This is a genomic window from Microcystis sp. M44BS1, assembly GCF_020244875.1.
GTDB lineage: Bacteria > Cyanobacteriota > Cyanobacteriia > Cyanobacteriales > Microcystaceae > Microcystis > Microcystis panniformis.
In genome coordinates this window covers 24,697-36,418 of the sequence record NZ_JADBVM010000103.1, presented here as the reverse complement: position 1 = coordinate 36,418, position 11,722 = coordinate 24,697, and the positions used below count along the sequence as shown (strand labels likewise).

Annotated in this window: 16 protein-coding genes and 1 pseudogene; 15 read left to right on the top strand and 2 right to left on the bottom strand. The window is 42.6% G+C overall.

Features of this window, described 5'->3' with window-relative positions:
- The first annotated feature begins 339 nt into the window (after positions 1-339).
- The 3 genes from gltB (at position 340) to IM515_RS07480 (ending at position 6,426) form a co-directional block, all read left to right on the top strand.
- Positions 340-4,914, top strand: a complete 4,575-nt coding sequence (gene gltB, locus IM515_RS07490) for a glutamate synthase large subunit (protein ID WP_287628593.1) — start codon at positions 340-342, stop codon at positions 4,912-4,914.
- A 62-nt stretch (positions 4,915-4,976) separates the two neighbouring features.
- On the top strand, positions 4,977-6,149 hold the full coding sequence (locus IM515_RS07485) for a Swt1 family HEPN domain-containing protein (protein ID WP_287697944.1): 1,173 nt from the start codon (positions 4,977-4,979) through the stop codon (positions 6,147-6,149).
- Positions 6,150-6,201: 52 nt separating this feature from the next.
- Entirely contained in the window at positions 6,202-6,426 is a 225-nt protein-coding gene (locus IM515_RS07480; RefSeq protein ID WP_287628590.1) for a DUF4926 domain-containing protein, read from the top strand.
- Between the two features lie 45 nt (positions 6,427-6,471).
- Here the strand turns inward: IM515_RS07480 and IM515_RS07475 are convergent, their stop codons facing one another.
- Positions 6,472-6,597: a type II toxin-antitoxin system Phd/YefM family antitoxin gene (locus IM515_RS07475; protein WP_287628589.1), complete on the bottom strand. Its 126-nt coding sequence runs from the start codon at positions 6,595-6,597 to the stop codon at positions 6,472-6,474.
- 244 nt (positions 6,598-6,841) lie between these two features.
- Here IM515_RS07475 and IM515_RS07470 point away from each other — a divergent pair, with 244 nt between their 5' ends.
- The 12 genes and pseudogenes from IM515_RS07470 to IM515_RS07415 form a co-directional block, all read left to right on the top strand.
- Positions 6,842-7,081, top strand: coding sequence for a hypothetical protein (locus tag IM515_RS07470; RefSeq protein ID WP_002750644.1), 240 nt, complete (start codon positions 6,842-6,844; stop codon positions 7,079-7,081).
- Positions 7,081-7,509 carry a putative toxin-antitoxin system toxin component, PIN family gene (locus IM515_RS07465; protein ID WP_287628588.1) on the top strand — a complete coding sequence of 143 codons (429 nt, stop codon included), beginning with the start codon at positions 7,081-7,083 and terminating at the stop codon, positions 7,507-7,509. Before IM515_RS07470 ends, IM515_RS07465 begins: the two co-directional genes overlap by 1 nt.
- Positions 7,506-7,715 carry a hypothetical protein gene (locus tag IM515_RS07460; RefSeq protein ID WP_287628587.1) on the top strand — a complete coding sequence of 70 codons (210 nt, stop codon included), beginning with the start codon at positions 7,506-7,508 and terminating at the stop codon, positions 7,713-7,715. The genes IM515_RS07465 and IM515_RS07460 overlap by 4 nt, the downstream gene beginning before the upstream one ends.
- A gap of 150 nt (positions 7,716-7,865) precedes the next feature.
- A complete protein-coding gene (locus IM515_RS07455; RefSeq protein ID WP_002738017.1) occupies positions 7,866-8,114 on the top strand; it encodes a hypothetical protein in 249 nt (82 codons plus the stop codon).
- Positions 8,107-8,517, top strand: coding sequence for a type II toxin-antitoxin system VapC family toxin (locus IM515_RS07450; protein WP_287628586.1), 411 nt, complete (start codon positions 8,107-8,109; stop codon positions 8,515-8,517). The genes IM515_RS07455 and IM515_RS07450 overlap by 8 nt, the downstream gene beginning before the upstream one ends.
- Positions 8,518-8,791: 274 nt before the next feature.
- Positions 8,792-9,016, top strand: coding sequence for a C2H2-type zinc finger protein (locus IM515_RS07445; protein WP_002748889.1), 225 nt, complete (start codon positions 8,792-8,794; stop codon positions 9,014-9,016).
- Positions 9,006-9,428 (top strand): putative toxin-antitoxin system toxin component, PIN family, encoded by a 423-nt coding sequence (locus IM515_RS07440; RefSeq protein ID WP_287628585.1) that lies wholly within the window; start codon positions 9,006-9,008, stop codon positions 9,426-9,428. The genes IM515_RS07445 and IM515_RS07440 overlap by 11 nt, the downstream gene beginning before the upstream one ends.
- 78 nt (positions 9,429-9,506) lie before the next feature.
- Complete coding sequence (locus IM515_RS07435; RefSeq protein ID WP_287628583.1) at positions 9,507-9,740, top strand: hypothetical protein; 234 nt, start codon at positions 9,507-9,509, stop codon at positions 9,738-9,740.
- A gap of 41 nt (positions 9,741-9,781) precedes the next feature.
- Entirely contained in the window at positions 9,782-10,027 is a 246-nt protein-coding gene (locus IM515_RS07430) for a ribbon-helix-helix domain-containing protein (protein ID WP_287628582.1), read from the top strand.
- A complete protein-coding gene (locus tag IM515_RS07425; protein ID WP_287628581.1) occupies positions 10,024-10,449 on the top strand; it encodes a putative toxin-antitoxin system toxin component, PIN family in 426 nt (141 codons plus the stop codon). The genes IM515_RS07430 and IM515_RS07425 overlap by 4 nt, the downstream gene beginning before the upstream one ends.
- A gap of 156 nt (positions 10,450-10,605) precedes the next feature.
- Positions 10,606-10,848, top strand: coding sequence for a hypothetical protein (locus tag IM515_RS07420; protein WP_287628580.1), 243 nt, complete (start codon positions 10,606-10,608; stop codon positions 10,846-10,848).
- A 131-nt stretch (positions 10,849-10,979) separates the two neighbouring features.
- Positions 10,980-11,090: pseudogene (locus IM515_RS07415) on the top strand (IS30 family transposase); the annotation flags it as partial.
- A 28-nt stretch (positions 11,091-11,118) separates the two neighbouring features.
- On the opposite strand, the gene IM515_RS07410 reads toward IM515_RS07415, so the two are convergent.
- A complete protein-coding gene (locus tag IM515_RS07410; RefSeq protein ID WP_002766854.1) occupies positions 11,119-11,571 on the bottom strand; it encodes a hypothetical protein in 453 nt (150 codons plus the stop codon).
- Between the last annotated feature and the right edge of the window lie 151 nt (positions 11,572-11,722).

Sequence of the window (11,722 nt, the reverse complement as noted above, 5' to 3'; positions counted from 1 at the left end):
GTAGAGGAGTCTATTTATACTACCACTTACTTTGCTTCGGGATGAACCCGAGTCAGTCTGGGTCGCTGAATCCTTTATTGGGTAAGCTTTTCAACCTGTTTGACACTCTCTTACTCGAAAAAATGAGCGAACGGTGAGATAGGAGCGATCAAACTTGTATCGGAAAAGCGATCTCGATCAGGGGGTAAAGCAGCGAGAGGAACCCTTGTCACATCGAAACATTTCCTTAAGATATAAGACCGAAGGTCCAGTCTGGATACAGAATTGATATACCTAGAATCGCTACTCTGGCTCACCCTCTAGGCCCTTCCCTTCCAGACTGCTAGGCTATTAGACAAAATGAATAACAATCAAACTCCACGGAAACAAGGACTATACGATCCCCAATTTGAACATGATGCTTGTGGTGTCGGTTTTATCGTTCATAAAACCGGTAAAAAGTCCCACGATATTGTTGAACAGGCCTTGACAATTCTACTAAACCTCGATCACCGTGGCGCGTGCGGTGCGGAAAAAAATACCGGAGATGGGGCGGGTATTTTGTGCCAAATCCCTGACCTATTTTTCCGGAAAGTGACCAGCAATCTAGGTTTTACCTTACCAGCAGCGGGACAATACGGGGTAGGAATGCTCTACACTGCCCCTGATGCCGAAATTCGCGGGAAAAGTCGCCAGGAATTCGAGAAAATCGCCGCCGAAGAGGGGTTAAAAGTTCTCGGTTGGCGTGATGTTCCCACGGATAACTCTAGTTTAGGCAATTCGGCCAGATCTACCGAACCCTTTATCGAACAGGTTTTTATCGAACGCGATGCCAATTTAAGCGATGATCTGGCCTTTGAACGCAAATTATACGTTATTCGCAAGCGTTCCCACCTCAGTCGTCAATCCTTTAATCGTTACTGGTATCCTTGCAGTATTTCTAGTCGTACCATTGTCTATAAAGGGCAATTAATGCCGGTACAGGTGGGTGACTATTTCCCTGATTTACACGACCCCGACTTTCAAAGCGCTTTAGGATTAGTCCATTCCCGTTTTAGTACCAATACCTTCCCCAGTTGGGAACGCGCCCACCCCTACCGTTATATTGCCCACAATGGCGAAATTAATACCCTGCGAGGTAATATTAACTGGATGCACGCCCGTCAGTCGATGTTTGCCTCACCCTTGTTCGGGGAAGACATCAAAAAAATCCAGCCGGTTATTAATATCGAGGGTAGTGACTCCTTAATTTTTGATAATGCCCTAGAATTAATGGTTTTATCGGGGCGTTCTCTTCCTCACGCTGTCATGATGATGATTCCTGAACCCTGGGCAGCCCACGAATCAATGAGTGATGAGAAAAAAGCTTTCTATGAATACCATTCCTGTTTGATGGAACCCTGGGATGGTCCAGCCTCGATCGCTTTTACCGATGGTACGATGATGGGAGCAGTGTTGGACCGCAATGGTTTACGTCCTTCCCGTTACTACGTCACCAAGGATGACCTAGTAATTATGGCATCGGAAGCGGGTGTTTTACCCATTGAACCGGAACGCGTCGCTTTTAAAGGTCGTCTGCAACCCGGCCGGATGTTCCTTGTGGATATGAAAGAAGGTCGTATCGTGGCCGATGAGGAGATAAAAGAAGCTATTGCCAAAGCTCATCCCTATCGCCAGTGGTTAAACGAAAATTTAGTCAATTTAGATGATTTACCGGCGGTGGAAACTGCTCCACCGGAAACTGCTGTTTCCCTAATTCAACAGCAAACCGCTTTCGGTTACACTTTTGAGGAATTACGTCTTTTATTAGCTCCCATGGGCCGGGATGGAGTGGAAGCAGTGGGTTCCATGGGTTCCGATACACCCCTAGCCGTCTTGTCCGATCGCCCAAAACTGCTTTATGATTACTTTCAGCAGTTATTCGCCCAAGTCACTAACCCCCCGATTGACTCGATTCGCGAAGAAATTATCACCTCTCCCATCACCACTATCGGTGCGGAGAGAAATCTCTTGGATCCGCAGCCGGAAAGCTGTCACCTGATTAAACTTAACTCTCCCATCCTCACTAACGCCCAATTAGCGCGTTTACAGGGCAATAGCGAATTTAAAACCGTGACTATTCCCATTCTCTTCGATCCCACTTCGGGAGTCGAGGGAATGCGTAGCACAATTGAGGCAATTTGTCAAGAGGTGGACGAGGCAATTTTAGCGGGCGCGAGTATTATTATTTTAAGCGATCGAGGTATCGATAAAAATCACGCCCCGATTCCCTCACTGCTGGCGGTTGCTGGTTTACACCATCATCTCATCCGGCAGGGAACCCGCACCAGAGTCGGTCTTGTCTTGGAATCCGGCGAACCCCGGGAAGTACATCACTACGCCCTTCTCCTCGGTTATGGTTGCGGTGCGATTAATCCCTATCTAGCCTTTGCCACCCTCGGCAGTATGATCGAGGAAGGTTTATTGGTAGGAGTTGACCACCAGACCGCCTGTAAAAACTACATAAAAGCCGCCACCAAGGGCGTAATTAAAGTGGCCTCTAAAATTGGCATTTCTACCCTGCAAAGCTACCGTGGGGCGCAAATATTCGAGGCTATCGGCTTAAATCGATCGGTAGTCGATCGCTATTTTACTTGGACAGCTTCCCGCATTGAAGGGGCCGATTTAGAAATTATTGCCAAAGAATCCCTACTCAGACACGGCCACGCTTTCCCCGACCGGGATGTTAATGTGCATACCCTCGATATTGGCGGTGAATATCAATGGCGTAAGGACGGGGAAGCCCATCTTTTTAGCCCAGAAACCATTCATACCCTGCAACAAGCGGTAAAATTGGGCAAATACGACCTCTTTAAGAAATATTCCCAACTGGTCAACCAACAAAATCAAAAATTCTTCACCCTGCGGGGACTATTAACCTTTAAAAACCGGGAAAGTATCCCCATCGAAGAAGTGGAACCGATTGAAGCGATTATGAAACGCTTTAAAACCGGGGCCATGAGTTACGGTTCCATTTCCAAAGAGGCCCACGAATCCCTCGCTATTGCCATGAATCGTATCGGTGGCAAGTCGAACACCGGGGAAGGGGGCGAAGATTCCGAGCGCTACACTTGGACAAATGAACGGGGAGACTCGAAAAATAGTGCCATTAAACAGGTGGCTTCCGGCCGTTTTGGTGTCACCAGTCTTTACCTCTCCCAAGCGCGAGAATTGCAGATAAAAATGGCCCAGGGGGCAAAACCGGGGGAAGGCGGTCAATTACCGGGTAAAAAAGTCTATCCTTGGATTGCCAAAGTCCGTCACTCCACCCCCGGAGTCGGTTTAATTTCTCCCCCACCCCACCACGATATCTACTCCATTGAAGACCTAGCGGAGTTGATTCATGACCTAAAAAATGCCAATCGTGCGGCCAGAGTGAGCGTAAAACTGGTTTCTGAGGTGGGAGTCGGCACAATCGCCGCCGGAGTCGCTAAAGCTCACGCTGACGTGGTTTTAATCTCTGGTTTCGATGGTGGGACCGGTGCTTCACCCCAAACCTCGATTAAACACGCAGGTTTACCCTGGGAGTTGGGACTAGCAGAAACCCATCAAACATTGGTGTTAAATAATCTTCGCAGTCGCATTGCGGTGGAAACCGATGGCCAGATGAAAACTGGGCGCGATGTGGTGGTAGCAACCCTATTGGGGGCCGAAGAATTCGGTTTTTCGACCGCGCCACTGGTGACGTTGGGCTGTATTATGATGCGGGTTTGTCATCTTAATACCTGTCCGGCGGGGGTAGCGACTCAGGATCCGTTATTACGGCAGAATTTCATCGGGGATCCCGAATATACGGTGAATTTCATGAAATTTATCGCCCAGGAAGTGCGGGAAATTATGGCCGAATTGGGATTCCGCAGCTTAAATGAAATGGTGGGGCGAACTGATGTATTAGAGCCGAAACAGGCTGTAGAACATTGGAAAGCGAAAGGAATTGACCTAACTCCGATTCTCTATCAACCGGAGGTAGATGCAGAGGTAGGGCGTTATTGTCAGATTCCCCAGGACCACGGTTTAGATAAGTCCTTGGATATAACCGTTTTACTGGATTTATGCAAAGATGCCATTGAAAAAGGCGAAAAAGTCAAGGCGACACTACCGATTAAAAATATTAACCGCGTGGTGGGGACGATTTTAGGCAACGAAATCACTAAACGTCACTGGGAGGGTTTACCCGAAGATACCGTACATCTCCATTTTCAGGGCAGCGCGGGGCAGAGTTTCGGTGCTTTTGTTCCCAAAGGGGTGACACTGGAGTTAGAGGGAGATGCCAATGATTATGTGGGCAAGGGTTTAAGCGGTGGCAAAATCATCGTTTATCCGCCCAAAGGTTCCACTTTTGTGGCCGAGGAGAATATTATCATCGGTAATGTGGCTTTATACGGTGCAACCAGTGGTGAGGTGTATATTTCCGGGGTTGCTGGGGAACGTTTCTGTGTCCGCAATTCTGGAGTTAATACCGTAGTTGAGGCCGTTGGCGACCACGCTTGCGAGTATATGACGGGGGGTAAAGTCGTTGTTTTAGGGCCTACCGGTCGCAATTTCGCCGCCGGGATGAGTGGTGGTGTCGCCTACGTCCTCGATGAGTCGGGGGATTTCGCCACTCGTTGCAATACCCAAATGGTAGCTTTAGAGGCACTAGAAGGGGAAGAAATCGACGATTTACGCGAGTTAATTCAACGCCATGCTGATTACACCCAAAGTCAAAAAGCGGCACTGGTTTTAGCAAATTGGTCGGAAATGTTGCCCAAGTTTGTTAAAGTAATGCCCAAGGATTATAAGCGGATGTTGCAGTGTATTAAAGAGGCGTTAGATTCCGGTTTAACCGGCGATTCTGCTCTCGATGCGGCTTTTGAAGCCAACGCCCGCGATGTGGCAAGGATTGGCGGTAGTTAGAGTTTCATGGGGGGCTGAATAAGCCCCTTTTTTTTCAATAGACAAGTTAAAATAGAGGTTAGATGTTGTTTATAGACCTAACTCCTGTCATTCCAATGGACACACAAAACAATTTTCTCACCTTTGAAATTTTTGCATTTGACACTTCTAATCAATCTCATATCAAAACTCCTGATAATTTACTCTATCTTCTCGCCTCGAATGATTCATTTTGGAAGGGAACACCACAAATAGATTGTAACAATCGCCAAATCAAGGATAATTTTATAGAAATTACAGTAAATCCAATTAAATTTGCTCAAGACAGCAAAGATAAATGTATTACAGGTTTTTCAATTGTTGTAAAGGGAGAATATGGTTGTTTAGAACCTCAACGTATTCCAATTTTAAATTTTTTCAAAGAACAAAAATTAGAAACACTGTATATAGTAAAAGACGAAATTTCTGAACAGATTGCTGTTCAAATTTATCCTTATATTTATCGTGTGGAAAACCATTTAAGAGCCTACATAACGAAATTCATGACAACCAAGATAGGAGTGAATTGGTGGAAAACGGAAGCCCCCCAAGATTTTATCAAGAAAGTTATTGACAGAAAAAATAATGAAAAAGAATTTGCAATCCATATTGACAATCAACTCTATCTGATAGATTTTGATGATTTAGGTGAGTTTATATACAAGCTTTCATCTGGTTGTATAACCAAAGAGGATTTAATTAAAAAAATTGATATGCTTGAAGAAACTCCCGAGGCAATTCGTAAATTAAAAGAAGAAATTAAAAGCAACTATGATAAGTTTTTTAAGGAATCATTTAAATACAGAAAGTTTCAATCTAATTGGGAGAAACTGTATAAAACCAGAAACAAAGTAGCTCATAATAATCTTTTTACCAATGACGACTTAAGTGTGACCCAAGAAATATACCGAGACTTAATTGAAACAATCGAGAACGCGGAGCAGAAACTTGAAGGACTGATATTAACTCCTGAAGAAGTAGGATTAATACAAGAAGAAGCAAATTCTATAAAAGCTAGACAATATCCCATCGAAAAATTGATGGATATAGTAGGAAAGTTACCATCCGAAAAATTTATGGATCCATTAAGCCCATTAAGAAAGTCACCATCCGAAAAATTTATGGATCCATTAAGCCCATTAAGAAAGTCACCATCCGAAAAATTTATGGATCCATTAAGCCCATTAAGAAAGTCACCATCTGACGTTAAAAAATGATAGATTAATACGAGCGAGATAGGAAAGAATTTATTGAAAACAAGAGAAATTAATGAACGCAATTTATGAACTTTACTCCAATGTGATTTTATCACAAGACATTCCCGAAGAAGGATTATCCGTGGGAGACGTGGGGACATTGGTAGAAAAACATCAAATCGAGGGATTAGAAACGGGGTATAGTGTCGGATTTTTCGATATGTTGGGAAAAACGATTACTGTTGTCACCATGGCCGAAAATTCCCTCCGTTTCCCCACCCACGAGGATCGACCTTGACCCTAAAGGACTGATATTTTCCCATCTTTAGCAGAATATCGGCATCTAGGATTGTCCGATTAATTTTGCCAGTGGGAAATTATTATCGGTAATTAACAATTCTTCCCCTAGTTTGAGATTGTATATCAGTTCGGGCAGTTTGGCTTGAGCTTCTTGGAGAGAGACAATCATAATTTTACGGCAAGCGGGAAGATGAAAGGACTTTCTAGGCCGATAATACTAAATCCGTTGAGTAACGCACAGAAAACGGGTTTCTCCGAGAAACCCGTTTTCTACTCATGCAAAAATAACCAGATTTGTTATAATTTCTCGATTCTAACTGATCGACGCAGAGAAGGGATAGGCGAACCGAAAACCCTCTCCATTAAGGACTCGTGTTAAACTGATTAATCATGCTGGTGTCTAGAAGCGACCTATGCCAAACTTAACCTTAAGCAACGAACAAGTGATCGAATTAGTCAAACAACTCCCCGAAGCACAGCAACAGGAACTATTTAGATTCCTCATCCAGCGTCAGTGGGGAAATATGGAAGCTATAACCGATTACGGAAGCCAACAGGCAAAAATCGTCGCAGCAGAACGCGGCTACGATTGGGATACCATGACGGAAGACGAAAGAGAAGAATTTATCGATGAAATCGTTCATGAGAAGTAGTGATTTATACTGTTGTCTTCGACACAAATATTCTCATATCTGCTGCGCTTTCTAAAAGCGGTAGCCCGAATAGTTGTTTTTCCCTAGCCCAAAGCAAACTGATTCGATCGGTCACTTGTCCAGAAATTTTACAGGAATTATCCGAAAAACTGCTACTAAAAATCAAATTTCCTGAAGAACGAGTTAGAAAATACATTGAGGAAATTTGTGAGGCTTCTAGCATTGTTTCTATAGGTGGAACACTGAGAGCCGTTCCCAACGATCCCGATGACGATATGATCATAGAATGTGCGATCGCTGGCAAGGCTACCCATATTATCACGGGAGACAAACATCTTCTTTCACTGGTTGAATATCAAAATATTCAGATCGTAAAAGCAAAAGATTTTCTGGACTTTTTAGATCGAAATAATAACCATCAATTATGAACTTTACTCAATGGGATTTTATTAAAAGATATTCCCGAAGAAAGATTATCCGCAGGAGACGTGGGAAATTGGTAGAAAAACATCAAATCGAGGGATTAGAAAGGGGTTATAGTGTCGAGTTTTTCGATAGGTTGGGAAAAACGATTACTGTTATCACCATGGCCGAAAATTCCCTCCGTTTCCCCACCCACGAGGATCGACCTTGACTCTACAGGACTGATATTTTCCCATCTTTAGCAGAATATCGGCATCTAGAAGAGGGTGCGATCGTGCGGTAGTTATAGTTGAGAGGGTGTGTTACACTAGCCTTAAGGCACTGTGTAGGCCGTAATCGAATTACTTCTCAACAATCCATTATGATAAAAAATCTACGAGTTAGTTATGATGGAATGGTTTTCCGTCCCGAAGAAAAGATTGAATTAGAACCTAATACCCATTACATCATCCAAATTATTTCTCGGGAAGATCCATTAGAAAATAACCATAAAAATGCTTGGGAACTGTTAGAAGAAATGGCTGGCACCTATGAAGCTCCAGAAGATTGGTCAAGGGAACACGATCATTATTTATATGATACTCCCAAAAGAAATATAAGCGATGAATAAGTCCAAACTTTTTTTAGATACGGTCTTTATCCAAGCAATTCTCAATCCTCATGATCAATATCATCAAATTGCTATGCAGTTCCTCCCCTATGTAAAAAATGCAACAGCAGTTTGGGTTACTGAAGCCATTTTTATGGAGGTTGGTAATGCTCTTGGTCATTACAATCGTCCTAAGGTTTCTGCCTTTATCAAGCAATGCTATCAAACCGATAATTTATTCGTTGTTACTATCACTTCTACTCTTTTTCAAAAAGGCTTAAAGCTCTACGAATCAAGATCTGATAAAAGCTGGGGATTAGTAGATTGTTTTTCTTTTATTGTTATGGAAGAAAATCAAATTACCGACGCTTTAACTTCAGATGTTCATTTTATTCAAGCAGGTTTTCAAGCTTTACTACGATAATTAATTAGCGATCACCATTTAGTTAAAGATATAATTTTACGGCAAGCGGGAAGATGAAAGGACTTTCTAGGCCGATAATTTCTCGATTCTAACCGATCGAAGCCCGGAAGGGATAGGCGAACCGAAAACCCTCTCCATTAATGACTCGTGTTAAACTGATTAATCATGCTGGTGTCTAGAAGCGACCTATGCCGAACTTAACCTTAAGCAACGAACAAGTTATCGAATTAGTCAAACAACTCCCCGAAGCACAGCAAGGATGAGCCTTAATAATATGAGCAAAATTTCGATCGAAGTCAGTCCCGAAGCGGCAGAAGTCTATCAATCCGCATCCCCGGAGGAACAAGAACGCGTCCGGGTTCTTGTCGATTTGCTAATTAGAAAGCCAGTTAACAGCGATATCGATTTCTTGAGAAAACTAATGGACGAAATTAGTGATGAGGCGGAAGCTAGAGGATTAACCCCCGAAATTTTAGAATCTTTACTAAATGAGCCTTGAATATTCTTTTATTCTCGATACCAACGTTTTAGTAAGCGCGCTTCTGTCGAAAAACGGCAAAGCTCGTCAGGCATTAGACAAAGCCCAAAATATCGGCAAGCTTTTAATGTCCGAATCTACTTTGTTAGAATTGATAACTGTTTTCAATCGTCCCAAATTCGATAGATATGCCTCCTCAGCAAAAAGGCGGCTATTTATAACGGCGATAGAAAGAACCGCGGAAATTGTCGTGATTCGAGAGCAAATCAAGGTTTGTAGAGATGAGAAAGATAATCAGTATTTAGAACTAGCGACCGATGGTCAAGCTACCTGTATTGTAAGCGGCGATTCTGATCTATTAGTTTTAAATCCATTTCGAGAAATCCCAATTTTAACGATTCAAGAATTTCTAGATCATGACTTTTCCCGTTAGCGATCAGTCCCCCCACCCACGAGCCAGCTAGGGATACGTGTTAAACTGATTAATCATGCTGGTGTCTAGAAGCGACCTATGCCGAACTTAACCTTAAGCAACGAACAAGTTATCGAATTAGTCAAACAACTCCCCGAAGACCAGAAACAGGAAGTTTATAAAATTCTCATCCTCAGTCAGTGGAGACAGTTAGAACCAGTATTTAATGAAGGAGCAGAAAGAGCTAGAATCGTAGCCAAAGAACGCGGCTATGATTGGGATACCATGACGGAAGACGAAAGAGAAGAATTTATCGATAAAATCGTTCAGTAACCATCATAATATCCACCGAATTATACCGAGTGTATTTTACCATGAATATTACCTTAAATCCCGAATTAGAACAATTAATTAACTCTCAATTAGCGACAGGAAACTATAACAGCATTGAAGATTTATTAAAAGACGCTTTGTTAAATTTAGCAGACAAACAAAACCGTCAGACTTTAAGCCAAAAAGTTAAAGAACTCTTTGATAAAACTCAATCCTTACCCGGGACTCAGGATATTACCGAAGAAGAGATCGCCGTAGAAATTGAAGCCTATCGGAGAGGCGAATGAAAGTCGTGATCGATACGAATATTCTACTCTCGGCAATTTTAAAAGGAAGGTTGCCGAGAACGGTTATACAATTCGTGATCGAGTCTAATAAAATCGAATGGATTGTTTCCGAAGCTATTTTAACTGAATATAAAGATGTTGTCAGCCGTCCTAAGTTTAAGCTTTCGGAGGGAGTGATAAGAGAATGGTATAAGGTTTTCGATACAGTTCCTAGATTAATTGATGTTCACAGCACTATTGATTTCCCCAGAGATCGATCGGATGCTAAATTTCTAGCTTGTGCTATGGCGAGTGATGCTGATTTTTTGATCACAGGTGATAAAGACTTTGAAGAAGTAGATAATTTAGGAGCGACAACTATAATTTCTGCCTCAGAATTTAAAGCACTCGTGATCGATCCCGTTGCGGATGAAGAATCTTGAAATCCTGTTGATCCCGCGATACTCAATCGAAGGAGTCTTTATGATAAAAAGGAAGGGTAATCAGCGCCTCCCTATGTTCTGGTGTGATGGCAAGGATATTAAATTGATATTGATTAAGGCATAAGTAGCTGGTTATAATTAAATTAAAAATGGACTATGCCGAAATTAACCTTAAGCAACGAACAAGCGATCGAATTAGTCAAGCAACTCCCCGAAGCACAGCAACGAGAAGTTTATAAAATTCTCATCCTCAGTCAGTGGAACCGATGGGAATCCTTGTCTAACTACGCCATTGACAAAGCTCGAATCGTGGCGAAAGAATGCGGCTATGATTGGGATACCATGACCGAAGAGGAAAGAGAAGAATTTATCGATGAAATCGTTCACGAACCATCATAATATCCACCGAATTTACAGAGTATATAGCGTTTCCCAATCTCATGAGGTACACCAAAATCTTAACTCCTGACTCCTGACTCGGAGACTCCTCAAAACCTAAGACTCTGTACCTCACCACTATGGGAATTGCTATAAACGAGCATAATAAGGGACTATTAAGACAATTCTTACCCAAGAAGACGAATTTTAAAATCCTGAAGCCAAAGGAGGTAGAAAGAGCCGTAAACTTAATTAACAATCGAGGCGGCTCCATAACAGCTTAAGCTAGAGCTAGTAAATATAAATAGCACCCTGTTGATTGATGTTAAAGGTGGTATAACCGGGGGTACTCCCCGGAACTTTGGTGACAGTAATCGTGACTAAATTATCATCATTGACTTCTACGGCATAGATTAAACTAGAAGAATAGCGATCCGCCGCCGCATTAGCCCGATTAATCAGAATATATGCTGGAATTACCAAACCTTTTAGGGTTGTCTCCGTACCGGGAGATAATAATTGGGGAGAGGAATTAATATTGGCCGATAGGTCATAATTGAGGTCAATATCGGTTTGATTGATGATTTTAATCTCCACGGGACGACTCGTATTCACCCTAGCAACAGGCTGCCAAGGACCGGGTTGAAAGGTGGTAGCGGGGGGATTCTGAGCGGGTAAAGAGGGGGGAAAAACTAATCCCAGACTTAACACTAGGGAAAGAGTCAAAAAGCGATCGCATTTCATAGATAAATCCTGGTCTAGGGTTTTCATCCTATTTTAGGGAGGTATCCCCAGTGTTTTATACTGAAAGTAGAAGCTTTTGAAATTGTCTATAGCATTGATTGATCAGCTATCAGGGAATATCCTAAGCTTCCCTGATTTTGCTCTGTAAACA

What these genes read in the sequence shown, in the direction of transcription:
- gltB (WP_287628593.1), top strand. Translation starts at nt 340, where the DNA reads ATGAATAACAATCAAACTCCACGGAAACAAGGACTATACGATCCCCAA.
- IM515_RS07485 (WP_287697944.1), top strand. Translation starts at nt 4,977, where the DNA reads ATGTTGTTTATAGACCTAACTCCTGTCATTCCAATGGACACACAAAAC.
- IM515_RS07480 (WP_287628590.1), top strand. Translation starts at nt 6,202, where the DNA reads ATGAACGCAATTTATGAACTTTACTCCAATGTGATTTTATCACAAGAC.
- IM515_RS07475 (WP_287628589.1), bottom strand. Translation starts at nt 6,597, where the DNA reads ATGATTGTCTCTCTCCAAGAAGCTCAAGCCAAACTGCCCGAACTGATA.
- IM515_RS07470 (WP_002750644.1), top strand. Translation starts at nt 6,842, where the DNA reads ATGCCAAACTTAACCTTAAGCAACGAACAAGTGATCGAATTAGTCAAA.
- IM515_RS07460 (WP_287628587.1), top strand. Translation starts at nt 7,506, where the DNA reads ATGAACTTTACTCAATGGGATTTTATTAAAAGATATTCCCGAAGAAAG.
- IM515_RS07455 (WP_002738017.1), top strand. Translation starts at nt 7,866, where the DNA reads ATGATAAAAAATCTACGAGTTAGTTATGATGGAATGGTTTTCCGTCCC.
- IM515_RS07450 (WP_287628586.1), top strand. Translation starts at nt 8,107, where the DNA reads ATGAATAAGTCCAAACTTTTTTTAGATACGGTCTTTATCCAAGCAATT.
- IM515_RS07445 (WP_002748889.1), top strand. Translation starts at nt 8,792, where the DNA reads ATGAGCAAAATTTCGATCGAAGTCAGTCCCGAAGCGGCAGAAGTCTAT.
- IM515_RS07440 (WP_287628585.1), top strand. Translation starts at nt 9,006, where the DNA reads ATGAGCCTTGAATATTCTTTTATTCTCGATACCAACGTTTTAGTAAGC.
- IM515_RS07435 (WP_287628583.1), top strand. Translation starts at nt 9,507, where the DNA reads ATGCCGAACTTAACCTTAAGCAACGAACAAGTTATCGAATTAGTCAAA.
- IM515_RS07430 (WP_287628582.1), top strand. Translation starts at nt 9,782, where the DNA reads ATGAATATTACCTTAAATCCCGAATTAGAACAATTAATTAACTCTCAA.
- IM515_RS07425 (WP_287628581.1), top strand. Translation starts at nt 10,024, where the DNA reads ATGAAAGTCGTGATCGATACGAATATTCTACTCTCGGCAATTTTAAAA.
- IM515_RS07420 (WP_287628580.1), top strand. Translation starts at nt 10,606, where the DNA reads ATGCCGAAATTAACCTTAAGCAACGAACAAGCGATCGAATTAGTCAAG.
- IM515_RS07410 (WP_002766854.1), bottom strand. Translation starts at nt 11,571, where the DNA reads ATGAAATGCGATCGCTTTTTGACTCTTTCCCTAGTGTTAAGTCTGGGA.